Raw genomic sequence first — 24,763 nt, forward strand, 5'->3', positions numbered from 1 at the left:
TAGTTGGTAAATCGATATATCTTAAAAATCGCTGATATATGAAGTTGCGATCCTTATATTAAAAAACAACTTTTATAATTTCATTTACTAAATTGTTATTATAAAAAAGAGCACCTTAGCTTTTAAAATTTAGCTTATAAGGTGACTCCTTTTCAGTCAATTACGTTTTAACGTTCATTTGTTTCAATAATAATCCTGGTTTACCTTTTACATAATAAAAATGCGGATTATTTTCATCATCATAAAGCATAATATAAGGCTTTTCATTTAGTGGGAGCAGTATAAGTACTTCGTCTATTGTAGTGTGTAACCATTGATTAGTAATAGAAACCGGCTTAGATAATGGGATTTTTATCATATAGCCATCTTTTGGAACGACATTTAAGTTTTTAAATGGACCAGTAATTGCTTTAGCGTATTGAACTGCTTCTTTTTGGACTATTGGATCTAAAGATTGTTTTTGAATGACCATTTCTTTTTGACAATCAAACACTTCAATTTGTTGATTTGTATTTGCTAATGCATTTGTTGATAATAGAAATAAAAGAAGAGAAATGACCCCGATTTTTTTTATCATAATACAACACCTCACCATTACTATCCCCTCAAAAGCTTTAAATATTTTTCTGTCACATTCATGTAACAAAGATGTTGTATGATACAATTGGTTTTTGTTTAAAAGCAATGGAGGAAAAAATATGAAAGTTTTAATTGCAGATGACGAACAAGATATGTTAAGAATTTTAAAAGCTTATTTTGAAAAAGAAGGCTTCGAAGTTTTATTAGCAAAAGACGGAGAGGAAGCACTTCAAATATTTTATGATAAAAAAATTGATTTAGCTATTTTGGATTGGATGATGCCAAAACATAGTGGTATTACTGTCTGTCAGGAAATAAAAAAGAATTCAAGCGTAAAAGTATTAATGCTTACGGCGAAAAGTGAAAGCGAAGATGAATTAGCTGCGCTTCAAAGCGGGGCAGATGAGTACGTGAAAAAACCATTTCATCCAGGAGTACTAATTACGCGAGCGAAAAAACTTATTCAGCATGATGATATTATTCAAGTACAAGATGTAAAGATAAATTTCGCCAAAAATAAAGTATATAAAAATGATATAGAGTTAGAAATTACAAAAACAGAGCTCGAATTAATAAAATGCTTTTTAAATCATAAAGGAACGATTTTAACTCGTAAAAAATTGCTAGATATTGTATGGGGATTTGACTATTTTGGAGAAGAGAGAACGGTTGATACACATGTAAGAAGGCTGCGTAAAAAAATTGGAGAAAATATTATTAAGACGCATCGCGGGTTGGGCTATAGTTTGGAGGAACAAAGTGAATAAACTTGGGAAAAAGTTATTTTTAAGTATTTCTGCAACTGTTATTCTCATCTTTATGATTTCATTATTATTCATTAACAATCTCTTACCGAACTATAATATTTATAAAACACGTGAAAACTTAAATAAATTTACAACACAAATACAAAATACAACAGTGGAAAATATAGAGGATGTTATTCATACAATTGAAAGTGAAAACAACGTTACAATTGCGTATACGCCAATTAATCAGTCAGAAGATGCTATGAACGAAGCGTTACGCATGCAACTTACGAAAAAGAAAGTAACTTTAAATAAGCTTTGGATTACGAAAGACGAAGTTATGAAAGTGAAGACGGAAGGGCAATCGAATAAACTGTACGATCAAGGAAAGGTAAAAGCGAGTTTTTTTGCTAAATATATTGCGAAAGATGATACGATAATTTTAATTGGGACTTCCATTGCGAATTCAAATGAAATTATAAATACGTTAAATACATTTTACTTATACATCGTATGTTTCTCGCTCCTTCTTATTATTTTACTTGTGTGGATACTTTCAAAAATAATAACGACGCCACTGAAGGAGCTAAGTGATGTGGCTCAGGATATTTCACATTTGCAGTTTAAAAGAACGAAAGTGAAAACGAATGATGAAATAGGAGAGTTGGCCAATAGTATTAATATCATGAGTGAAAAACTACATGAAGCACATCAAGACTTAACTGATCGTAATGAACATTTAAAACGATTTATGGGTGATGTAACGCATGAATTAAAGACACCGATTGCATTAGTAAAAGCATACTCTATGGGGATTAAAGATGGATTAGATGATGGGACTTACGTAGATACAATTATTAAACAAACAGATCAAATATCAAACTTAATTGAAGAACTATTACGATTTTCTAAACTAGAAAGAGATATTGTACAAAAAGAAGAATTCCCCATTGAACCACTGGTCCAGAGTATATTAGATAAGCATCAGATTGACCTGGATTCGAAAGCAATTGACTTACAAGTAAACTGTAATACGGGTGATACAAGCGTTTATGCAGATTTAAATAAAATGAGAATGGTATTTCAAAATTTAATTTCTAATGCAATAAAATATACAGCAAATCAAAGCATAATAATTACTTTAGAAGATAGAAATAAAAGTATATATTTTCAAATAAAAAATGGCATTCATACGGATAAAATTAAAGATATCGAGAAAATTTGGGAGCCTTTTTACGTACTAGAATCTTCTCGTAGTAAAGAAAAATCAGGTACAGGATTAGGACTAGCGATAGTGAAAAGTATTTTAGAAAGACATGGTTTTGAATATGGAGTTTCCTCTATAAATGGGGAAATTCAATTTTATATAAATGTGAAAAAGGACTAATGAAAATTTAGTCCTTTTTGCAGCTTTAGAGGTTAGCGATACAGGATGAATCACCATAATTTTCAAAATTGATGTATTAAATGGAGAATTAGCAAATGTTCTACTTTCATTAAATTCACGTGAAGTTCACAGGGAAACGTTATATTTACATAGTTACATTTGAATTTAATGAAGTGAGGTATTCGGATTTGAAAAGAAAGAAATTAGTAATTGGTAGCATTTTAATGGGGATGACGTTATCTTTATCTGCATGTGGTTCATCAGATAATATTGTAACTACAAAATCAGGAAGCATTTCAGAAAGTGATTTTAACAAAAAATTAAAAGAAAACTATGGTAAACAGAATTTATCTGAAATGGTAGTAGAGAAAGTATTAAATGATAAATATAAAGTTACGGATGAAGAGGTAACGAAACAACTGAAAGAATTAAAAGACAAGATGGGCGATAATTTTAATACATATATGGAATCTAATGGTGTGAAAAATGAAGATCAGTTGAAAGAGAAATTAAAGCTTACTTTCGCTTTTGAAAAAGCTATTAAAGCAACCGTAACGGAAAAAGATATTAAAGATTACTATAAGCCAAAGCTTCAAGTTAGCCATATTTTAGTGAAAGATGAAAAGACAGCAAAAGAAATTAAAGAAAAATTAAATAGTGGCGAAGATTTCGCGGCATTGGCTAAACAATACTCAGAGGATCCAGGTTCTAAAGAAAAAGGTGGAGAACTATCTGAATTTGGACCAGGTATGATGGTGAAAGAATTTGAGGATGCTGCATATAAGCTAGAAGTTGGTCAATTGAGTGAACCTGTTAAATCTTCTTTCGGATATCATATTATTAAGCTAACGGATAAAAAAGAGCTTAAACCATATGAGGAAGAGAAAGAGAATATTCGTAAAGAATTAGAACAGCAACGTATACAAGATCCTCAATTCCATCAACAAGTTACTAGAGATCTGCTTAAAAATGCAGATATAAAAGTATCTGATAAAGACTTGAAAGATACCTTTAAAGAGTTAGAAAAATAATAAATGGAATGTAAGACAATCGATAGAAATATCGGTTGTCTTTTTCTCTATTTTTCCGGCTATTTGCCGGGCAGTAAGACCCCAAAACTCAAAATTCAGCGGAAGCAAAGAAGTTAGGTGGGGCCCCGCTGCCCGTAAACGCCCGATTGGTGAGGGCTCACTTTATATAGAAGCTGGGAGTGGGAAAATACTTTCACACCTGTATTGAATTTTACTTAATAAGAAATCTTTGAGTTTCTCAACTATTATATAAAAATAAAACTGAATTTTCAGTTATTTTGTTATATAGTAAAAGAGAACGAATAAGGGGAGGGAACATTTTGAGTAAAAAGAAAATGGCAATTACACTGTCAGCAATGCTATCTGCAACAATTATACCTAGCTTTACTATGGATGTGCATGCAGAGAAGAAAGAAGAGACTAAAAATACGAAAATTGAATTAGAAAATGGGATGACAAAGCCGATTTATTCTCTCGATGAAGCCATTATCGAAAATTTATATGTAGAGACAGAAGTTGATAGTGATCGCGACGGTAAGAAAGACAGAGTATCGATAAAAGTTATGCGTCCAAAGACAGATTCGAATGTGAAGGTTCCTGTTATTTATGAAATGAGTCCATATCGATCAGGATTAAAAGATGTTCCTGTATATAATGTAGATGAAGAATTGTATGCGTATGAAGGAAAACCGTATGGAGCGGTTAATCTTGGTTCGTATGGGAACTATTACGTGCCAAGGGGTTATGCAGTTATTCTAGGCGAAAGTATCGGTACTGGAAAATCAGATGGATGCCCTACAACTGGAGATGAACAAGAAATACTCGGTACAAAGTCTGTTATTGATTGGGTAAACGGTCGCGCGAAAGCATTTACAGAACAGGGTGAGGAAGTTCAGGCAAATTGGTCTACAGGAAATGTAGGTATGACTGGAGTTTCTTATAATGGTACACTACCAAATGCTGTTGCGACTACTGGAGTTGAAGGTTTAAAAACAATTATTCCAATCGCAGCAATTAGTAGTTGGTATGATTATTATCGTGCAAATGGTGCAGTAATTGCGCCAGGCGGATATCAAGGAGAAGATACAGATAATATGGCAGAAGCAGTACTGACAAGGGAAAATCCTGAAGTTTGCGGACAAGTTATAAAAGAGTTAACGGCTGGACAAGACCGAAAAACAGGTAATTATAATGATTTTTGGGATAAACGCAATTATGTAAAAGATGCTAAAAATGTAAAAGCAAGCGTATTTGTTGTTCATGGTTTAAATGATTGGAATGTTAAGACGAAGCAGTTCGCGCAATGGTGGGATGCACTCGGAGAAAATAATGTTCCTCGTAAAATGTGGCTACACCAAGGTGGTCATGGTGGGACATCAAGTAATAACTGGCAGCAAACACAAAATAAATGGTTAGATTATTGGTTGTACGGAATTGAAAATGGAATTATGGATGAACCAATGGTTGATGTGCAAAGAGAAAATAAATCGTGGCAAAAGATAAAAAATTGGCCAGATCCAGCGGCTGTACCTTCAAAAATCCGTATGTATTTAAGTAATAAATCAGTCAATTTGCCACTAAGTATGGGATCGGTTAATAAAGTTTTCTCATTCGTAGATGATGCACAAATAAAATCAAATCAATTAGTAGCAAACCCAGAATTAGAAGTAGCCAATCGATTAGTATATACAATGCCTGTACTGCAAAAAGATACACGCATAAGTGGTACACCAAAGATTTCAATTACAGGAAATATTGATCGATCTGTATCAAATTTAACAGCATTACTTGTTGACTATGGAGGAACGAAGCCGGAAATCGTAACACGAGGCTGGATGGATCCACAAAACTTAAAGAGTATAGAAAATTCAACAGTGATTCAACCGGGCAAAGATTATACATTCACATGGGACATGCAGCCAGATGATTATGTCTTTAAAGCTGGACATCAAATAGGGGTCGTTTTAATTGCTAGCGACTATGATTATACAATTAGACCGAAAGCGGGCACGAAACTTACAGTGAAATTAAGTGAAGTGACATTGCCGATTGTGAAATAAATATTTTTTCCAAAGAGCTTACTAAAGTAAGCTTTTTGTTTTATAGTCTGAATTTTTAATTTTATATTTCAAATTGGAAGGTTATGTAATACAATATCATTATATTCTATGGAAAGTGAGTGATATATTATGACAGTCAGCTCTTTCGAAAGCGCATTAAATTTAGAGGTACAGGAAGATTAGTTGAATTGGAATCTTCCGTACGTAAAAACGGAGGAGAAAATAAATGTTTAGTTTTTATAGTACACTTTGTACGGAACTGTATGATTACACAAAACCAGTCGGTTATTCTTTAAATGGTGATATTGAGTATTACAAAGAACGTTTAAAAGATTGTAGAGGTAGAATTCTCGAAGCTGCAGTAGGTTCAGGGCGTGTCATCATTCCGCTTCTAGAGGCTGGTTTTAAAGTGGATGGGATAGATTATTCACCTGAAATGCTTGATTCTTGCCGTAAGCGGTGTAAAGAGAGAGGCTTACATCCTAATTTGTATGAAGGAAGCTTGCAACAATTTTCAATTCCGCATAAATATGAGGCAATTATCATTCCTACTGGATCTTTTTGTTTAATTGAAAATCGTGTGGATTCTATAAACGCATTGAAATGTTTTTATGAACATCTTAATCCAGGCGGACGATTAATCGTAGATATTATGCTTCCGCATGACTGGAAGACTGGGGAAATTCATACATCGACTTTTTCTTTGCCGAGTGGAGACGGAATCACATTAGAAAATAAATCAATTGGAATAGATTGGCTGAACCAAGTTACTGTATCATATTTGAAATATGAAAAGTGGAGTAAAGGACAGCTAGTACAAACAGAGTTACAACGTTTTGCGCTGCGCTGGTATGGAATAGTAGAGTTTAAACTCCTTTTAGAAAGTATAGGTTTCTCTAACATTACTTGCTCTGCTGAATATGTTTATGAAAAAGAACCGTCAAATGCAAATCAAATGATTACTTTTGAAGCTGTGCGAAACGAGAAATAAAAGAACTATCTATGAAAATAAGGCAATTGATATAATATCGATTGCCTTATTTTAATTGTATATCGCTTACATGTTATTAGGTTTTCATTGTCCAAGCATTCTGCTACTTACTACATATACTATTTATGTTAAAGTCAGCTACTATTTTATATAGGGCTGCTATTTTCCTATAAATGCTATTTTAGTGAAGTGGGAGGAATCAATTTGGAAAATATAGAACAAGATAGAATTGAAAATCAAGTGTATTCAAATCGTGTAGTAAGATCAGAATTTGATGCGAATTGGGAAACTTGTATATCAAAGAGTGGTTATGTAATTTATGTAGCAACAAGTAATAATGCTGAAGTAATAGTACTTCTTGCAGATGGTTCAAGTAAATTATTAATTTTCGAAAAAGGCGGTAAAGTAGTAGTAGGTGGCGGTGGAACAAGTCATTACAGTAAGCCACATATTGCAAGAAATATTTAAGGTAAAACATGTAATTGAGAAGAAGCTGGAAAACGGTTAGTCATTCATATTTAGAGAATGACCAACCGTTTTTAAATGTAGTTTTTGAAGAATTATATAAGCAATATAAAAAGCATTTCCTATTTCGGCAAATGCTTTTTATATGTTATAGTATAATAGTGTCTTAAAGTAATGTTATTTTAATATATTTCAAAGTTTGTTGTGTATTATTTTTATATTAAATTAGCACTTAAAGTATTTTTTTATATAAGGAGTAATAATTAGAGAAATGAAAAATATAGACTTTATACTAGAAAGTGATGAGGCATTAAAACCGTCTGAACGATTAGTACTATTACTATTAGAGAAGCATAGAATGTTATATACGAACGATCTATTGGCATTATCAAATTTATCATATAAAACATTAACAGATTCATTAACGGCGCTAGTTTTAAAATCGTATGTGTTAAAGGAAACAGGTAAGGGAAGAAGACAGAATTGCTATAGATTAATATGATAAGGCGGCTGTTTTAGAAGCTTTTACATATGTTTTTTCAATCGTAAGGCGAAAATGTGTTTTTGTTTTCAAACGAAAATCTTACTATAAGAGTGGTTAAAATAGTAGCATTTCATTTTTGTAAGTGTAATTATTTCGTCATTGAAAATACTAAAATAAAATAAACCGCATAAAACAGAAATAAAAAAACAATCCATTTTAAAAATGGATTGTTTTTTTTATTGGAATAATATTATTTGATATGTTGAAAGCATGAATAGCAGAATAAACATTACCTGTTTTAGTTCATGCAACTGAACAAATATGATGAAAACTATGTGTATAGTTTTTTTAATTGCTTTTTTCAGTAACTCTAATGAAATCATAGTCTTTATTGTTTAAAGGTATTATTTTTAACATTATTGCTATTCAACATTTAGTACAAAAGTGATTTATAATATTATTATGTAAACTTAAGTTTTTAAAAGGAAAATGTAATAATTAATAGAACATGTAGAAGGGGATGCTTAAATATTTTGAAGGATAGGAGATTATTATGGAGCATTTACAATCAATAGCACAAGCTGTTTTAAGTGGTCATAAGGAAAAAGTAGTGGAGTTTATAAAGGCGAGTCCAAGTATTGTTAACGAATGTAGTGAAGATGGATGGACACCACTTCATTTAGCAGCTTATTTTGGACAGAAAGAAATAGCGAGTTTTCTTTTAGAAAGCGGTGCAGATATACATAGTAGAGCGAAAAACGAAAATGAAAATACGCCTTTGCAAGCAGCAATTGCGAACAAGCAAAGTGAACTTGTTGCTTTCTTAATTGAAAAAGGATCAGATGTAAATATTATGCAAAGTGGTGGCTGGACAGGACTTCACGAAGCGGCATTATTAGGAAATGAAGAAATAATTATGTTACTCCTTAAAAATGGAGCTAATAAGATGATAAAGAAATATGATGGGAAAACAGCGTATGATATTGCATTAGAAAAAGGATATGATCATCTATTACATCATTTGAAACAGGAAGTGAACTTATGATGAATAAATGGAGTGTTGGTATATTTTTATTTAATGAAGTAGAAGTGTTAGACTTTGCAGGGCCATTTGAAGTTTTTTCTGTAACTGAGGTGAATGAAGAAAAACCATTTACTGTTTATACCGTTAGCGAGAATGGGGAAATGATTACAGCAAGGAACGGATTGAAGGTACAGCCAGATTATAGTATTGAAAATTTACCACCAGTGGATATTTTAATAATTCCCGGTGGGCTAGGTGCTAGAGAATATGAAATAAAAAATGAAATAGTAATAAAATGGATTCGCCAACAAATGAAAGAAGTAAAGCTGATGACTTCAGTTTGTACAGGAGCGGTATTACTGGCGAAAGCAGGTTTACTGGAAGGTTTAAAAGCAACAACACATTGGGCTAGTATTGAAAAGTTTAAAAATGAGTTTCAAAATGTTGAAGTTATAGAAAATGTAAAGTTTGTAGATGAAGGACATATTATAACATCTGCCGGAATTTCAGCTGGAATTAATATGGCATTTCATATTGTGAAAAACTTGTTAGGCATGCATGTTGCGGAGGACACAGCGAAGGGAATGGAGTATGATATTAGTTTGCCAAATTAAAAAGCCCGGATTGGGCTTTTTATATTGAATGAATATAGTTAAGCTCTTCATCACTCAAAATAGGGCGAACAGATGCATTTGCATTTTCTTGTGCTTGCATTCCGGTTTTGGCACCAGGAATTACAACACTTACTGCCGGATGAGAGAGTACATAGCGAAGTGCAAGTTGCCCTAGGGTCTGATTTTTATTTGAGAGCAATCGAAGTTTTTCTACGGTTTGTAAGTCTTCTTGAAACCAAGTTTCATTTGGCCATTCTTTGCGTAAATCTCCATCTGGAAAAATTGTTTTATTTGTGAATTTTCCAGTTAAAATGCCCATTTTTAATGGACCACGAATAATAGCTCCTAGATTTTTCTCTTGTAAGAATGGTAATATATCTTTTTCAGGTTTTCGATTTAATATATTGTAATCAAGTTGTACGATATCAATTTCGTTGTTGTTATTGAAATGATGAATGTATTGTAAATCATGAGTCGAAACACCGACTGCCCTTACTTTTCCATCACGTTTTAATATGTCAAATGCACGTAGAAATGCTTCTGTTTCTCTACGATTATGCCACCAAATATGACAAAAATAAAGATCAATATAATCTGTTTGAAGACGTTGTAAACTTGTTTCAAATACGGCGATGATTTTTTCGGGAGTATCATATACAGGAACTCCATTAGGGTCGTAGTGGTGTCCGATTAAACCACCTTTCGTTGATAGGATAATATCATTACGATGTCCTTTAATCGCGGTAGCCACCAACTTTTCACTATGTCCTAAACCATATACATCCGCAGTATCAATAAAATTCACACCACACTCAATTGCTTTTTTTATAGCAGTTATAGATTGTTTATCGTTAACAGGTCCCCATTCATCACCACCGATTGCCCATGCCCCAAAACCTATTTCAGAAACAGTTATTCCAGTTTTACCTAATGTGCGGTAATGCATATTTCCCCTCCTTGTAAGCATGTTATAACATGGATATGTGAGGTAAGAATTTTGTGTGTGAAAAAACTCTTCTACAATAGTAGAAAAAGAATTACAGAAACTACTATTTTATAGCAGCATGTATAAAAAAAAACGGTGTAAATGTAGAAATGTCGTCGAATGCTATCTTTAATTGGTTAATTTATGGGATATTTTTGTGAAGGAGTTTATTTTATAAGAATAGAATTTAGTTTAGTAAGAAAACGTGCCGATGATAGTGAAAAATATGGGTTAGGGGGATTTGAATGAGGAAACTCAAACGAGTAAATGTTCCTAATATACCAGAACAATCATCACAACCTAGTGACAAGCGTAAGATAAATAAAAAGAAGTTAAGGCGTCTTATTTTAATGGTCCTTTTTATTGCGGCAACTACTCTGTACGTTCAATATATTTTAACGAAACAACAAGAAGTAATTGATAAAAAGAAAGATACGATTACGGATCAAAAGAAACAATTAGTATCTTTAAAGAAAGATAAAGGTTCTTTAAAGACTAACATAGAAAATTTAACAGACGATGAAGAAGAAATTTTGAAGTTTGCGAGAAAAGAGTATCAATTTTCTAAGTCAAATGAAACTATATTTGTGATGCCAAAGTAATAAAAAACAGCTAGCCATTGAACTGCACCTCCAATTGTTAGACACCGTCTAACAATTGGAGGTGCAGTTTTTTATGTATGAATGTCATGGTACAAGGAACAATCACATATTGTAAAAATGAAGAGTTTAAGCTATTTGCATAAATATGGAATATGCACTAAAATAAATGTTGTTAAAATTCTGTTAATTATATTATAATACAAGGTAAGCGGATACATTTTTTAATCAACGTTGAGTTCCTCGCTCATACGACTATTAAGAAACCCGTTATCCTCGTATAAGAAAGGAAGATAGCTGTGTACGCTTCAAATACAATTTATATCGTAGGGGATGCGAAAGCACCTCAAAATAATCCCATTACTGAAAAGTTTAAAAGCTATTTCGTAGCATTTGTACTTGTTAAGGATACAGGGGAAATTGTAGATGCAGACTGCTCAGCGACAATTGAATTAACATCTCAATTTGTTAAATATTTATTTCTACATAAAAATATAAATGACCCGGCGTTAGTAATGGAAGTAAAGAACCGATATTTCGGCTCTTCTCAAAAAGCGTTACTTGTAGCGCTAAAAGATGCACAGAAAAAATATAATCAGATTGCTGCTTTGTCTACTCAATCATAGACAAAATCCAGCCGTAAGAATCATTCTTATGGCTGGATTTTTTTATTTCACATTATCATCCTACACCAAAAGTAAACGAAAACAAAGTAGAGAGATAGGAGAGTAAATGCTCAATAGGTTTACCTAATAATCTGTGGGTATAAATTTCCAGTGGATTAAGATTTCACTTCATTGGAAGAAGAAAGGATGAACAAAATGAAAATTACAGACGTAAAAGTAAATCGTAGACGTATAAAACTGCATACACCGTTTAAAACCGCACTTCGTACTGTAACAGAAATTGAAAGTATAGATGTTTATATTCATACAGACGAAGGATTGATTGGTAAGGGGGCTGCAGCCGCAACGCCAGTTATTACGGGTGATTTCACCAGTGGAATGGAAGAAGCGATTTTAGGACCGATGCGTTCATGTTTAATTGGTCAAGATATCATTCAGTTTCAGCAGTTACTACAGCGCATTCAAATGAGTTGTATTGGAAATTCAAGTGCGAAAGCAGCGGTAGATATCGCTTTATATGATGTATATTGCCAATATCAAAATGTGCCGTTATATGCATTGTTAGGCGGGAAGAAAGAAATTTATACCGATATTACAGTGAGTGTGGATGAGCCTGTATTAATGGCAAAAGAAGCGAAGAAACATATAGAAAAAGGATTTCAAACATTAAAGATTAAAGTGGGTAAAGAGGCGCATTTAGATTTGGAACGTATTGAGGCAATTCGAAATGTGGTACCAAGAAATACGACATTACGTTTAGATGCGAATCAAGGTTGGAGTCCAAAAGAAGCGATCTCTATCATTCAAGAGATGGAAAATCGTAATTTAAATATAGAATTTATTGAACAACCAGTACACGCGAAAGATTGGGATGGGTTAAAGTACGTCAAAGATCGTGTGCAAACGCCAATTATGGCCGATGAAAGTATATTTTCAGCAAGTGATGCATTAAAGCTCGTTCAAGGAAGATACGCAGACTTAATTAATATTAAATTAATGAAATGTGGTGGCATACGTGAAGCATGGCGTATTGCAGATATCGCAGAAACGGCTGGTGTGAAGTGTATGGTGGGAAGCATGATGGAATCTTCACTTTCCGTTAGCGCTGTTGCACATTTAGCGGCAGCACATCCTAATATACATTATTTTGATCTTGATGCACCGCTTTGGTTAATGGAAGAGCCAGAAGGAATGACTTATTCTGGATCAAAGGTAAACCTTCAATCGACAGTGAATAGTAAGTCTTAGGAAAAGAGACTAGTAAATTATTTTTTTAAGGGGGATATATATGAAAAAAGTAGGAACTGCATTTTTAACAACTTTATTTATATTTTCATCGTTTACATCGGCAAATGCTGAAGAAAAGAAGGATAATAAAGCATTTATAGATGTATCTGCTGCAACGTTATGGACAGCACCTGATTCATTAAGGTCAATCGATACACCGAGTGCAACAAATCCAGTGGATCTATGGAAATGGACGAAATCAATGACACTTGGCGAGAAACTATGGTTAACAAATGCAAATAAATTAGAAACACAAGCGTTACTCGGTCAAGAAGTAACCGTTATTGATAAGAAAGGCGAGTGGGTGAAGGTATTAGTGCATGGACAGCCAACACCACGAAATGAAGAAGGTTATCCGGGCTGGATGCCTGAAAAGCAATTAACATATAATCAAGAATTTGCAGATAAAACAAATGAACCTTTTGTGTTAATAACAAAGCCAACTGCGATTTTATATATAAATCCTTCTGAAAAACATAAATCACTTGAAGTCAGTTATAATACAAGACTGCCGCTATTAAGTGAAGACACAATTTCATACCGTGTATTGTTGCCAAATGGTCAGAAAGCATGGCTACGAAAAAATGATGGAACAGTTTACCGTTCTCAAACTGATATTCCAAAACCGACAGCTGATGATTTAATTAACACAGGGAAAATGTTTTTAGGTTTACCGTATATATGGGCTGGTACAAGTGGTTTTGGATTTGATTGCTCTGGCTTCACGCATACGATCTATAAATCGCACGGCATTACAATTCCGCGAGATTCTGGACCGCAATCAAGAGCAGGAATTGCAGTTGATAAAGAAAACTTACAAAAGGGAGATTTAATCTTCTTTGCACATGATCAAGGGAAAGGTAGTGTCCATCACGTTGCAATGTATATTGGTGATGGCAATATGATTCACTCACCAAGAGCTGAAAGGTCGGTAGAGATTATACCACTAAATACACCAGGATATATAGAAGAATACGCTGGTGCTCGTCGTTACTTACCTTAAAAATAGAGGGGGTTTTTAAATGAAAAAAGTTGTTCGTTACTCATTAGTTAGTACTCTATTAGTTTCTTCATTTTTAGTTGGCTGCGCAAAAGAAAAAACTACAACAAAGCCGAAAGATGAAAAGAAAGTATTACAGTTACTAGAAACGGGTGAAATTCCGTCGTTAAACTCAGTGAAAGTCACAGATGCAGTCTCGTTTAACGTTTTGAATAACGTAATGGAAGGACTATTCCGTCTATCGAAAAATGATGAAGTAATTGAGGCAGGCGCACAAAAATATGAAGTGAGTAAAGATGGAAAGATATATACATTTCATTTGCGTGATGCGAAATGGTCAAACGGAGATCCAGTAACCGCTCATGATTACGTATACGCTTGGAAGCAATTGATTAATCCAGATACCGCTTCTCAATATGCATACATTGCGTACGATGTGAAAAACGCTGAGAAGATAAATAAAAAACAACTAGGTCTAGATGAATTAGGAGTAAAAGCGAAGGATGATAAAACGTTCGTCGTAGAGCTAGAACATCCTGTACCGTATTTTACGAAATTATTAATTTTACCATCCTTCTATCCAATTAACGAAAAATATGCGAAAGAGCAAGGTGATAAATACGGATTAGAAGCAAATAAAGCGGTATATAATGGACCATTTACATTATCAGAGTGGAAGCATGAAGCTAGCTTTACAATGAAGAAAAACGATAAGTATTGGGATAAAAAAGAAGTGAAGTTAGATGAAGTAAACTATCAAATTGTAAAAGAAATTTCAACTGCGGTAAATTTATATGAAACAGATAAAGTTGATAGAGCTGTTATTTCTACAGAATTCGTGGATAAATATAAAAATAATAAAGAGCTAAAACAATATACAGATCCAGTTATGTACTTCTTCCGATTTAATGAAAATGTACCGATTCTTAAAAATAAAAATGCACGTCTTGCGCTAAGTACAGTTTTTGATAAGAAAGGACTTGCGGATTCATTTTTAAATGATGGTTCGGTTGCTGCAAACTATTACGTACCAAAAGGATTTTTAAAGGGACCAGATAAAAAAGATTTTAGAAGTACGGCAGGTGAGTTTAATAAAACTGATGTAAAAAAAGCGAAAGAATATTGGGAAAAGGCAAAGCAAGAAACAGGTACAGATGAAGTGACGTTAGAACTATTAAATTATGACTTAGAAAACTTTAAAAAAGTTGGAGAGTACATTAAAGAGCAGCTTGAGAAAAATTTACCAGGTTTAAAAGTGAATGTGAAATTGCAACCACATACGCAAAAATTAGCACTAGAGAAGAAGAAAGAATATGAAATGTCGTTATCACGCTGGTTACCGGATTATCCAGATCCAATGACTTACTTAGAAGTATTCCTTTCTGGAAGCAGTGTTAATAATACAGAATATGCAAACCCAGAATATGATGCGTTAATTAAGAAGATTAAAACAGAATTAGGTAATGATGAAAAAGCTCGCTGGAAAGCAATGCAAGAAGCTGAAAAAATGCTACTTGATGATGCAGTAATTGCACCGGTATTCCAGCGCGGATTATCTTACTTACAAAAACCATATGTGAAAGATTTATATGTACATCAATTTGGTCCAGCTACAAGTTTAAAAGGGGCAGATGTACAAAAATAAAAGAATGGAGAAACAGACTTCACGTATGTGATAGTCTGTTTTTTTGTACAGTTCCGAATGAAATATAGACATTTCATATGTTTTTTTACGACTTAAAAATAAAATTATTACTAAAATTCCAGTGTGAAATTTATGTAGAATCTTGTATAATTAACGTGTTTCTATGGAAACATTTTCTTGCGCTATTTCTATAGGATTTAATAGAACAAGGAAGGAAATACATACATGTATATAATAGACAAATAGAATGGAACATGTATAGAGAAAAAGGAGAGAAAAGATGGCGTGTCAAAGACAAGGGTTACAATTTAATAACGATAGAAAGAGGGACAGAAGATGAAAATGAAGCATGCTTTTGGTCCTATAATTTTAGCGTGTGTGCTTTTTTTCATTATCATTCTAATCCCATCGAAAAGTTTAGTATCGCTTATTAGTGATAAGAAGGTAGAAGATGCGGCTACTTCTTTACAAAAAGAGAAATTACAAAGTGTTTTCTTACAGCAAAAAATGTTAGAGAATTCACAGTATTTACCGATGTACGGTTCATCAGAATTTTTACGAATGGATGCATATCATCCGTCTAATTATTTCAAAGTAAATCCAGCTGGTTTTACACCGTTTTTAATTGGAACTGGCGGTACACAAAGCTTAGCTCATATTTTAAATATGACATCTACTATGGATGAATTAGAAGGTAAAAAAGTAGTCTTTGTTCTTTCACCACAATGGTTTACAAAGACTGGTGTATCACAAGGGGATTTCACTAATAATTTCTCCAAACAACAAGCATATCATTTTATTTTTAATGATGAGATAAATCCAGAAATGAAGAAGCAAATCGCGAAACGGCTATTAGATTATAAAGTTGTTCAAGAAGATGATATATTAAAAAATTCATTAGAAGGTATTGTATATAATGATACGAAACATAACATAAAAGCAGGTTTAGTTAAACCACTTGCTTATATGTATCGAAATATTTTAGATCATAGAGATTTATTTAACTCTTTATTTAAAATCGAACCGATGAAAGAGAAAACCAATAGCGGGCTTCGTTCAATTTCTTGGGAAGACGCACGTAAACACGCAGAACAAGAAGGGAAAGCTGAGTCTACTACAAATACATTCGGAATTGAAAATCCGTATTATCATAAGAATAATCTGAAGAAAAAACTAAAAGGTTTAAAAAACTTTAGAGCAAATGAAACATATGATGAATCACCAGAATATGATGATTTACAAATTATTTTAGATTTATTTAAAGAGAAAAATGTCAAACCACTCTTTATTTCTGTACCTGTAAATGGGCCTTGGTATGATTATACTGGCTTCCCGAAAGAACGCCGTGAAGTGTATTATAATAAAGTTCGAGAACAGGTTGAGAAAGCAGGATATCCAGTAGTTGATTTCTCTGGTCATGAATATGATAAGTATTTCTTAAAAGATACGATTCATTTAGGCTGGAAAGGTTGGATTTATTTTGATGAAGCAGTGCAGAAATTTTATTCTGAGAAATAAAGTATAGAAATCGGAATGGCTATGAGCCGTTCCGATTTTTTTAGTATAGAGGATTTTGGTGAGGACAATTTGGGAATGCATGTATATCTTGAACCTGTCTATAATCATAATGTTTCATTGCGAACTGGGCTTGATAAAGGTATTCATACACATATAATTGCCCATCATGCGCTGAACATAATACACCTGAAGTTCCTTGCCCATTTATGAAGGAAATACCGATAGGGCGTCCGATTAAGTATGGTATTTTTTGCTGCCAATGCATAGGGGAATCACTCCTTTTTGAGATAATATACGAAAGGAATGATCGAATGGTTGCTTATCCATGTAAATGTAGATGGAAAGGTGTTATATAATTCCTGGAGATTAATTCATATATAAATAGAAAACCGCTATAATTCCGAATGAATTTATAGCGGTTTTTATTATATTCTTAAGCAAGATTTTTGCGCTTTTTTGTCCATTTTTTTATAACGAAGTATAAAAGTATAAGTACGACGCCACCAATTGCAAATGATTTCACATACGGACCAGCAATATCGTTTATATTCTCCCAGTTTTCGCCTAGTTTTTCACCTAGATAAATGAAAATGATGGACCAAGGGATGATTGCGAGTGCTGTTAATGTAGTGAAACGTAGTAAAGGCATTTTTGTAATACCAGCAGGAATTGAAATCGCATGACGCACTACTGGAATGAAGCGTGCTGTAAAAATGACGCCAGTTCCGTAACGATTAAACCAATCTTCTGCAGCATCTATTTGTTTTTTATGTATGAAAATATATTTTCCATAACGTTCTAATATAGGTCGTCCGCCGTATCGTCCAAGCCAATAAATAAAGATTTGGGCAATAACACCGCCAATTGTACCGAATACAACAGCACCTATAAATGAGATACTTCCATTGAATACTAAGTATCCTGCATAAGCAAGGACAATTTCACTTGGGATAATCTCAATCATAAGTCCAAGCATAATGCCCCAATAACCTAATCCTTCAAAAAACGTTAATACTGAATGAATAAAACTACTTAACATTGTTGCACCTTCTAGTTTATGAATTTTTGAGTATAAGAACCATTTATTTAATGACATAAAAGGTTCACTATATGTAGATTATACCTTATTTACATAGGGGATTGCTATTTCAATTCTTTTATGTCTCTTATAAGTATTATAGTAAAGGATATAAGCCGCGTTTTCATGAAGGGTTAATGAAAAGGTTATTAAAAATTTCTCATAAAAAAATAGAAGCATTTCTGCTCCTATTTTTTTAAGGCTTCACATCTAAGTTCTGTAAAAATAAAGTTGCTGTTACGTAACGTTTTGCTAACATTTGTACATATGCGGTATGTACAGAAAGGGTCGCAATAATAATAGCGTTACGAATTGCTTCGCGTTGTTCGTTATTAATTTGATCGAACTTGCTTGCGATTTTATCAGCTTTTTCTTTTACGATGTTTTCAATTGTATGAACGGTATCTGTTGCATTTAATTGTAAGCAATTCCCTTGATTGAGTTCTTCAAATAGAGAAGAGTATGCTACATATAAATGAACAGGATTGATTAAATCATCACTTCGATCGGCTGGGTCATTTACAATAAGGCGTAATAGCTTACGAATGGATTCAAAATCAAGTGCTGTTTTTAAATCTTCGACAATAAATAGTAAGGCTGCTTGTTCAATTGAATATTTTTTCCCTTTTTGAGGAGAGCCAATCATTTCTTTTATATCTCGTTTCACCCAGTTTTGCATAGCAGTTACAGAGAAACTTGTGTTTTCAATCTGATTGCCAAGCGCAACTATTTCATTTAAAGAAAAACCGACATCAGTATCGTCAATTTTAATCAGCTTTTCAAAAATAGGTGAAAGTGCGGTAGTAATAAAAGCTGTAACGCTTTGTCCGCTTTCAATATCTTTTTTATGTGACTTTGCCCAAGCTTCTTGTAAAATACCGAGAGGCTTTTTCGTATTCCATCCTCTTAGTGATAGAAGAAGGGTGGCCATTTCGTTTCGTGTGAGATGAAATGTTTCCATCTTTTCACCTCCAAAATAATAAAAAGTTCTTATGAACTTATAATATGTTTTGTTTCATTTAAAGTCAATTCTGTTTTGCTTAATTTTTCCTTTGTCACCAAACTGTTGAAAGTAAATAATACTTGCATATTTCGACAAAAGTTCATATAATAAGTTCATAAGAACCTTTAAAATGTTCTTAAAAACAAATCTATCATTCTGAATTTACTAGAAAGATAGATTTCACATATATCTATATAAAAGGAGAATGGATATAATATGTTGAAAAAACTTGTAGCAGTAATGACAGCATTCATGGTTATCTTTGGGGCTAGCAGCTTTATGTTCGTAGATCATGCAGCAGCGAAAAGTTACAAATCTGGTAAAAAATCATTTACACCAAGTTCAGGTCAAAAGTCAAAAGTTGATTTAAACAAAAAAGACTCAAATGTAAATTCTCAAAAAACGACTCCAGATTCAAAAACGAAAGCAACAAACACAGCACCAAAAAGTAATAAAGGAAGCTTTATGAAAGGTTTATTACTAGGTGGTCTTGGTGGTTTACTAATGGGTAGCTTATTTGCAAATATGGGAGCTCTTGGTTCTGTATTAGCATTTATGGTAAATATGTTAGTAATGGCTGGTATCGTAATGTTAGCAGTTCGTGCATTTAAATACTTCAAAGACCAACGTAAAAAGAAGGCAGATGAAGTAGCATGGAAACAATAAAAATTTCTGAACAAGAATTAATAAATGCGCTTTGCGTATATATAGCTGAAAAAAGACAAGTGAGTCCAGAAGAAGTGTTAGTTGAACTCATGTATGACGATGACTACGGTTTCTCTGCGGAAGTAGAGGTAAATGGTCGCCAGCAAATTTTAATTCAAGCAAACTTAATCGAAGCATTACGCTTATTGCTTGACAGAGAATATAATGTCAATTCATTCGCAGCGAGATTACAACTTGAATTAGATGATGAAGAAGGTATTTACGCATTAGCGAAATTTAATAGTGATGAACAATAAGACTGTTAGGGCTTTATGCTCTAGCAGTTTTTTATTTTAATTTCTATTTTTAGTATGTTTCCTATTTTAGGATAAAATTCAATTTTTAATAAACTGATGAATTGGTAAAAATATGTTATTCTTATTAAGAATGTTTTATATTAATAGGAGGATATTATGAAAAAGAAATTATTAGCAACAATTGCTGCGGTATGTTTATCTTTAACTGCTTGTAATTCAACAGAAGAAACAAAGAATGTAAAGGCGAAAGAGAAAACGGAGAAGAGTGTAGAACAAAAAACTGACACAGCAAATCAAAAAGTTAAGGAAGTAAAATCAGCAAGTACAGTAGAACAGTTATCACAAGACCATAATGTGTCAATAGAAGGAGATGGTAAAAATTCATCAGATTTCTTTGAGTTGAAATCTGGTTTTGTAATTGCTGATGTAGAACATACAGGGAAAAGTAATGCAATCCTTCATTTGAAAGATGAACAGGGAAATGATGCGGGAACACTTTCTAACTTTATTGGAAATGGTAAACAAAAAAAATTAGTTGTTATAAAAGAGAGTGGAAAGTATTTCATTGATGCACTAGCAGACGGACACTGGAATGCTAATATGTCTCAATCTATTCCGATGGATAAAGTAGTGACGACTCCAGGGGTAGCAAGTGGGCATGGTAGTGATGTTATATTTGTAAAATTAGAAAAAGGTTTAAAAGAATTTCATGGGGTACATAATAATGGGAAAAGTAATTTTATCGTTCATCTAAATGATAACACTTTATTTAACGAAATCGGAAACGCTGATACTACAAAAAAAATGCCTGTAAAAGAAAACGGTATACATATATTCACTATTCAAGCTGATGGTGATTGGACAATTGAAGTGAAATAATTTGAAAAGCTCTCCTTATGTTTTTGATAAGGGGAGCTTTTTGACAAATAAGTCTTATTAAATAATTTCTTGTTGTTTATAGAAATCTTTATCATTTGTTTGGAATTTATGCCATAAATCATTCATCTTTCGTCTACCGATATCTACCATCGGATTAAACTGAATTGCAGCTTTCTGACGAACAGAGTGAACGTTTTGAATGGCGTGATATAATTGTTGGTCGACTATATCATGTTGTTCACCTGCATATTTAGCAATAGATAGACCTGCAACAGTTCCTTGCGCCATCGCAATTTTTCCGCTTTCAATGCCTGTAATATTGCCAGCTACAAATAAACCAGGAAGAGGGGTTTCCATTGTTTCGGAATGGAGAGGAACGTGTCCACCTAATTCTGAAATGTAATGGAAGGGACAACCAGCTACAGCTGCAAGTTCGGCAAGTGGGTATAATCCCCCAGCAATACAAACAAAATCTGCTTCATATATTTTCTCTGATCCATTAATAACATTTCCTTTAGAGTCAATATTAGCAATGCGTACACCTTCAACTTGATCTGTTCCGATAATTTCAAGAGCTGCTTTCCGAAGGTGAAGTGGCGTTCCGTTTATTTTCATTCCGCTGTTTGGATAGAATGTTAATCCAGCTTTTCGAATCCAATCATATTTCATAAAGTGGCTACCTATTCGTAAAATAGCAGAAGGAGCGAGATGTGCTGCATTTAAAAGAGAGTTTAAAACTTCTTCAGGTTCACCAGCTTTTTGACTTAACTCGCTTTTTTCAGGGAGTACAATATGATCTACTTTAATTCCCGCTAATTGCAATTCACTTAAAATGGCGAAAGACAAAATGTTAGCACCAATAATGATTCCTTTTTTTCCAACTTGCACGCGATGAACATTTGTCATAACTTGAGCTGCTCCAATTGACATCACTCCTGGAAGTGTCCAGCCTGGAAGGGGAATAGAATATTCCGCAGCACCAGTAGCAAGTAGTACGAAAGGTGCTTCTAACGTACCGATATTAGTATGTACAAACCAATTGTTTTCATCTTTATCTAAATTATAGACCGAAACACCGCACCTGATATGTACTGAAAGTGATTCTGCTTCTTCATGAAGTCGCTTCGATTCCTCTATTCCGTTCCACCATTCTCCAGTAGGCTCTTGATGCAACTGCCCTAACAATCTCCCACCCGGCTTCATAAATTCATCAATAACGAGCACTTTTAGTCCGAAACGAGCACAAGAGATAGAAGCAGATAATCCCGCTGGTCCTGCACCAATGATAATTACATCACTCATCGTTTTTTCACCATCTCTCTCACGATATTCGGATGCTGTTTCCCGCTTTCAACAACCATGTTTTCTTCTACAACAGTTAAGCATGCGCGTACATTTGTTTGATTATTTACTGTCACGCGGCATTCAGAACAGTGCCCAATATTACAATAAATACCTCGCGGTGTCCCGCTATCTTCATGAACTCTTAATGTCCGTATTTCATTTGCTAACAGGGCAGCAGCTATCGTTTCATGTTCATATGCTTCGTATTGATGACCGTTAAATTGAAAAGTAATACGCTCACTACTTTGTAAAGTACCTAAAATAGGGTGATGTGTAATTCTACTCATTTACTTTCACCTACCGATCCAAAAGTAACTGCACGTATTGGTGGTTGATATTTTAACGGTAGTTCATTAAGAGTTACGTCAGGATTCGCATTTTCAATCATTCGATCTATCATTATTCTGCATGTACGACCACCGCAAAATCCCATGCCAGCACGTGTTCTTAGTTTTAATTCTCTTGCCGAGCAGTTATATTCAGCAATTGTCGATTGAAGTTGTCCGTATGTAACCTCTTCACAACGACAAACGATTAAGTTGTTTTTATTGGTCATGTGTATTCCTCCTCTAGTTCGGTTTGCACAAATTATATATGCAAAAATCATGCCAATATAGAGGGAGGAGAGAGAGCTACCTGTAAACGCCTAATCGGTGCATACTGCTTCTTTATTGAAGTCCAAGTTTTTTTAAACGGTTATATAAAGTAGCCCTTGTTACGCCAAGTTGTTTTGCACATTCTAATTTATTCCCATTTAAAATTCGTAAAGCCCTTTCAATAACTTTTTTCTCATGCTCATCCATCTCTTCTTGTAAAGAAAGGATTGTATTATTGTTGCTGAGTAATAGGGAATGAGCTGTATGATTGTCTAAATTTTCGGTTGTATGAAATGGTAAATATTCTTGTTTTATAATTCCGTCTGTCGCAAATACCACAAGTCGTTCAACAACGTTTCGAAGTTCGCGAATATTACCTGGCCAATTGTAATGAAGCAGTTCATGCATAATGCTTGAAGGTAAGTCACGAATTGGTCTGTTATAGTTGATTGAAAAATCGTTTAAGAATGAGTATGTGAGTTCGATAATATCCTCTCGTCTTTCACGCAGCGGTGGAATATGCAGGCTAACTACATTTAAACGATAATATAAATCTTCTCGGAAAGTTCCTTTTCTCATTTCTTCTTGTAAATCCCGATTTGTAGCAGCGATAATGCGGAAATCAATATTAATTTCTTTTTCTCCGCCAACTCGGTAATACTTTCGTTCTTGTAGTACACGTAACAGTTTTACTTGCATATCGAGCGGCATTTCGCCAATCTCATCGAGGAATAAAGTACCGCCTTGTGCGAGTTCAATTTTACCTTTTTTCCCTTTACTATTAGCTCCAGAAAACGCCCCACGCTCGTAACCGAATAATTCACTTTCAAATAACGCTTCTGGAATTGCCCCGCAGTTAATCGAAATAAAAGGTGCCTTCGCTGCTTCACTTGCTTCATGAATTGCTTTCGCAAATACTTCTTTTCCAACTCCGCTTTCCCCAAGTATTAAAACAGTTGATTTCACCGAACAAACTTTTCTAGCTAATTGTATCGTTCTTTGTATAACAGGACTTTTTCCATTCATCGCAAGGAAAGGATCAGATTCATCTTTATACTTTGCCACTTCTTGTTCTAAACGGTGCATTTCATGTGACATATTAAATAGTTTTTCATTTAAAGCGACTTGATTTGTAACATCTGTTTCTGAAACGACTGCTCCTATAATTTCATCATTACAATAAACTGGATTTGAATTAATTAATACGAATAAATCGGGACGAGGCTGATGGAACTGAGCGACTATGCTTTTTCCATCATGTAAAGATTGTAAAATTTCCAAGTCTTTATAATCAAAAAAACGAGTAATCGGTTGCCCAATAATTTCATTATGGTTGACTGAAAATATTTTTTCAGCACCATCTGTCCAAGTTCGAACGCATTCTTTACTATCAATGACTGTAACAGAAGAGTCAGTTGTTTGTATTACGGTGTCATAAAATGCCTGTAGCTGATTGTAGGACTTATAAAGAAATGGAATCATTTGCTGAGAAGTTATACAGCATATCGGCTCATCGTTTTCGTTAAGGATGATAACAGCTAATTCATAAGAAAAAGCGTCAATTAGTGCAGTGAATGAGTCATCTACATAAATAATGGCGCAATTATATTCATCTGTAGTAGAAGGGAGATAATAAAACCTTTCGTTTACTTGCTTAATGTGATTAAGGCTACATGTATGATCGATTAAAACACGTTCAAAAAACTCTTGTATAGTCGGAAATGAAAATGCCATAATGCCCTCCTGTTATGTATAAAAATTTTGACAGTGATAAAAAAATAATACACCTATTTACTGTAAATTTAAATTATTTTTACAAATAAAAATATTGTTTATGGAAATTGTATATATGAAGAA

Annotated in this window: 27 protein-coding genes; 18 read left to right on the forward strand and 9 right to left on the reverse strand. The window is 33.6% G+C overall.

Going from position 1 to position 24,763, the window contains the following annotated elements:
- Window positions 1-160: 160 nt before the first annotated feature.
- The gene (locus BM089_RS19605; protein ID WP_000591776.1) at window positions 161-577 is read right to left on the reverse strand and encodes a hypothetical protein; all 417 of its coding nucleotides are present in this window, start codon (window positions 575-577) and stop codon (window positions 161-163) included.
- Between the two features lie 121 nt (window positions 578-698).
- Here BM089_RS19605 and BM089_RS19610 point away from each other — a divergent pair, with 121 nt between their 5' ends.
- From BM089_RS19610 to BM089_RS19650, 9 genes are all read left to right on the forward strand, one after another.
- Window positions 699-1,346: a response regulator transcription factor gene (locus BM089_RS19610; RefSeq protein WP_090977802.1), complete on the forward strand. Its 648-nt coding sequence runs from the start codon at window positions 699-701 to the stop codon at window positions 1,344-1,346.
- Window positions 1,339-2,715, forward strand: coding sequence for a sensor histidine kinase (locus BM089_RS19615; RefSeq protein ID WP_090977804.1), 1,377 nt, complete (start codon window positions 1,339-1,341; stop codon window positions 2,713-2,715). The genes BM089_RS19610 and BM089_RS19615 overlap by 8 nt, the downstream gene beginning before the upstream one ends.
- A 188-nt stretch (window positions 2,716-2,903) precedes the next feature.
- Entirely contained in the window at window positions 2,904-3,746 is an 843-nt protein-coding gene (locus BM089_RS19620) for a peptidylprolyl isomerase PrsA (protein ID WP_090977806.1), read from the forward strand.
- Between the two features lie 320 nt (window positions 3,747-4,066).
- Window positions 4,067-5,806, forward strand: a complete 1,740-nt coding sequence (locus BM089_RS19625; protein ID WP_090977808.1) for a Xaa-Pro dipeptidyl-peptidase — start codon at window positions 4,067-4,069, stop codon at window positions 5,804-5,806.
- Between the two features lie 226 nt (window positions 5,807-6,032).
- Window positions 6,033-6,797, forward strand: a complete 765-nt coding sequence (locus tag BM089_RS19630; protein ID WP_090977810.1) for a class I SAM-dependent methyltransferase — start codon at window positions 6,033-6,035, stop codon at window positions 6,795-6,797.
- Window positions 6,798-7,001: 204 nt separating this feature from the next.
- Window positions 7,002-7,265, forward strand: a complete 264-nt coding sequence (locus BM089_RS19635) for a hypothetical protein (RefSeq protein ID WP_016081250.1) — start codon at window positions 7,002-7,004, stop codon at window positions 7,263-7,265.
- A 268-nt stretch (window positions 7,266-7,533) separates the two neighbouring features.
- On the forward strand, window positions 7,534-7,764 hold the full coding sequence (locus BM089_RS19640) for a hypothetical protein (RefSeq protein WP_000789030.1): 231 nt from the start codon (window positions 7,534-7,536) through the stop codon (window positions 7,762-7,764).
- A 535-nt stretch (window positions 7,765-8,299) separates the two neighbouring features.
- Window positions 8,300-8,791, forward strand: a complete 492-nt coding sequence (locus tag BM089_RS19645; protein ID WP_000400688.1) for an ankyrin repeat domain-containing protein — start codon at window positions 8,300-8,302, stop codon at window positions 8,789-8,791.
- Window positions 8,788-9,384, forward strand: coding sequence for a DJ-1/PfpI family protein (locus tag BM089_RS19650; RefSeq protein WP_090977814.1), 597 nt, complete (start codon window positions 8,788-8,790; stop codon window positions 9,382-9,384). The genes BM089_RS19645 and BM089_RS19650 overlap by 4 nt, the downstream gene beginning before the upstream one ends.
- A 19-nt stretch (window positions 9,385-9,403) precedes the next feature.
- On the opposite strand, the gene BM089_RS19655 is transcribed toward BM089_RS19650, so the two are convergent.
- Window positions 9,404-10,330, reverse strand: coding sequence for an aldo/keto reductase (locus BM089_RS19655; protein ID WP_000559354.1), 927 nt, complete (start codon window positions 10,328-10,330; stop codon window positions 9,404-9,406).
- Window positions 10,331-10,614: 284 nt separating this feature from the next.
- Here BM089_RS19655 and BM089_RS19660 point away from each other — a divergent pair, with 284 nt between their 5' ends.
- From BM089_RS19660 to dltD, 6 genes are all read left to right on the forward strand, one after another.
- Window positions 10,615-10,971, forward strand: coding sequence for an FtsB family cell division protein (locus BM089_RS19660; RefSeq protein ID WP_001228739.1), 357 nt, complete (start codon window positions 10,615-10,617; stop codon window positions 10,969-10,971).
- A 296-nt stretch (window positions 10,972-11,267) separates the two neighbouring features.
- Window positions 11,268-11,594: a DUF3870 domain-containing protein gene (locus BM089_RS19665; RefSeq protein ID WP_000271315.1), complete on the forward strand. Its 327-nt coding sequence runs from the start codon at window positions 11,268-11,270 to the stop codon at window positions 11,592-11,594.
- Window positions 11,595-11,780: 186 nt separating this feature from the next.
- The gene (locus BM089_RS19670) at window positions 11,781-12,842 is read left to right on the forward strand and encodes a dipeptide epimerase (RefSeq protein ID WP_025118374.1); all 1,062 of its coding nucleotides are present in this window, start codon (window positions 11,781-11,783) and stop codon (window positions 12,840-12,842) included.
- Between the two features lie 40 nt (window positions 12,843-12,882).
- Window positions 12,883-13,884, forward strand: coding sequence for a C40 family peptidase (locus tag BM089_RS19675; protein WP_090977816.1), 1,002 nt, complete (start codon window positions 12,883-12,885; stop codon window positions 13,882-13,884).
- A 19-nt stretch (window positions 13,885-13,903) separates the two neighbouring features.
- Complete coding sequence (locus BM089_RS19680; RefSeq protein ID WP_000758268.1) at window positions 13,904-15,526, forward strand: peptide ABC transporter substrate-binding protein; 1,623 nt, start codon at window positions 13,904-13,906, stop codon at window positions 15,524-15,526.
- Between the two features lie 336 nt (window positions 15,527-15,862).
- Window positions 15,863-17,044, forward strand: coding sequence for a D-alanyl-lipoteichoic acid biosynthesis protein DltD (gene dltD, locus BM089_RS19685; RefSeq protein ID WP_000782302.1), 1,182 nt, complete (start codon window positions 15,863-15,865; stop codon window positions 17,042-17,044).
- A gap of 40 nt (window positions 17,045-17,084) precedes the next feature.
- Here dltD and BM089_RS19690 read toward each other — a convergent pair whose 3' ends face one another.
- The 3 genes from BM089_RS19690 to BM089_RS19700 form a co-directional block, all read right to left on the reverse strand.
- Window positions 17,085-17,309, reverse strand: coding sequence for a hypothetical protein (locus BM089_RS19690; RefSeq protein ID WP_000558692.1), 225 nt, complete (start codon window positions 17,307-17,309; stop codon window positions 17,085-17,087).
- A 168-nt stretch (window positions 17,310-17,477) separates the two neighbouring features.
- Window positions 17,478-18,083: an undecaprenyl phosphate transporter UptA gene (locus BM089_RS19695; protein WP_000952913.1), complete on the reverse strand. Its 606-nt coding sequence runs from the start codon at window positions 18,081-18,083 to the stop codon at window positions 17,478-17,480.
- 235 nt (window positions 18,084-18,318) lie between these two features.
- Complete coding sequence (locus BM089_RS19700; protein ID WP_000447231.1) at window positions 18,319-19,083, reverse strand: DUF1836 domain-containing protein; 765 nt, start codon at window positions 19,081-19,083, stop codon at window positions 18,319-18,321.
- 258 nt (window positions 19,084-19,341) lie between these two features.
- Between BM089_RS19700 and BM089_RS19705 the strand changes: the two genes are divergently transcribed.
- The 3 genes from BM089_RS19705 (at window position 19,342) to BM089_RS19715 (ending at window position 20,966) form a co-directional block, all read left to right on the forward strand.
- Window positions 19,342-19,791 (forward strand): hypothetical protein, encoded by a 450-nt coding sequence (locus BM089_RS19705; RefSeq protein ID WP_000914478.1) that lies wholly within the window; start codon window positions 19,342-19,344, stop codon window positions 19,789-19,791.
- Window positions 19,779-20,087 carry a YxcD family protein gene (locus BM089_RS19710; RefSeq protein ID WP_090977818.1) on the forward strand — a complete coding sequence of 103 codons (309 nt, stop codon included), beginning with the start codon at window positions 19,779-19,781 and terminating at the stop codon, window positions 20,085-20,087. Before BM089_RS19705 ends, BM089_RS19710 begins: the two co-directional genes overlap by 13 nt.
- A 156-nt stretch (window positions 20,088-20,243) precedes the next feature.
- Window positions 20,244-20,966, forward strand: coding sequence for a hypothetical protein (locus BM089_RS19715; protein ID WP_090977820.1), 723 nt, complete (start codon window positions 20,244-20,246; stop codon window positions 20,964-20,966).
- 57 nt (window positions 20,967-21,023) lie between these two features.
- On the opposite strand, the gene BM089_RS19720 is transcribed toward BM089_RS19715, so the two are convergent.
- The 4 genes from BM089_RS19720 to BM089_RS19735 all read right to left on the reverse strand — a co-directional run bounded on the left by BM089_RS19720 (window position 21,024) and on the right by BM089_RS19735 (window position 24,640).
- On the reverse strand, window positions 21,024-22,268 hold the full coding sequence (locus BM089_RS19720; protein WP_001286084.1) for an NAD(P)/FAD-dependent oxidoreductase: 1,245 nt from the start codon (window positions 22,266-22,268) through the stop codon (window positions 21,024-21,026).
- Window positions 22,265-22,597 carry a (2Fe-2S)-binding protein gene (locus BM089_RS19725; protein WP_000087063.1) on the reverse strand — a complete coding sequence of 111 codons (333 nt, stop codon included), beginning with the start codon at window positions 22,595-22,597 and terminating at the stop codon, window positions 22,265-22,267. The genes BM089_RS19720 and BM089_RS19725 overlap by 4 nt, the downstream gene beginning before the upstream one ends.
- Complete coding sequence (locus BM089_RS19730) at window positions 22,594-22,866, reverse strand: (2Fe-2S)-binding protein (RefSeq protein WP_000182619.1); 273 nt, start codon at window positions 22,864-22,866, stop codon at window positions 22,594-22,596. Before BM089_RS19730 ends, BM089_RS19725 begins: the two co-directional genes overlap by 4 nt.
- 112 nt (window positions 22,867-22,978) lie before the next feature.
- A complete protein-coding gene (locus BM089_RS19735; protein WP_090977822.1) occupies window positions 22,979-24,640 on the reverse strand; it encodes a sigma-54 interaction domain-containing protein in 1,662 nt (553 codons plus the stop codon).
- Window positions 24,641-24,763: the final 123 nt, after the last annotated feature.

Source organism: Bacillus sp. 5mfcol3.1, assembly GCF_900114335.1.
GTDB classification, from domain to species: Bacteria; Bacillota; Bacilli; order Bacillales; family Bacillaceae_G; genus Bacillus_A; species Bacillus_A thuringiensis_S.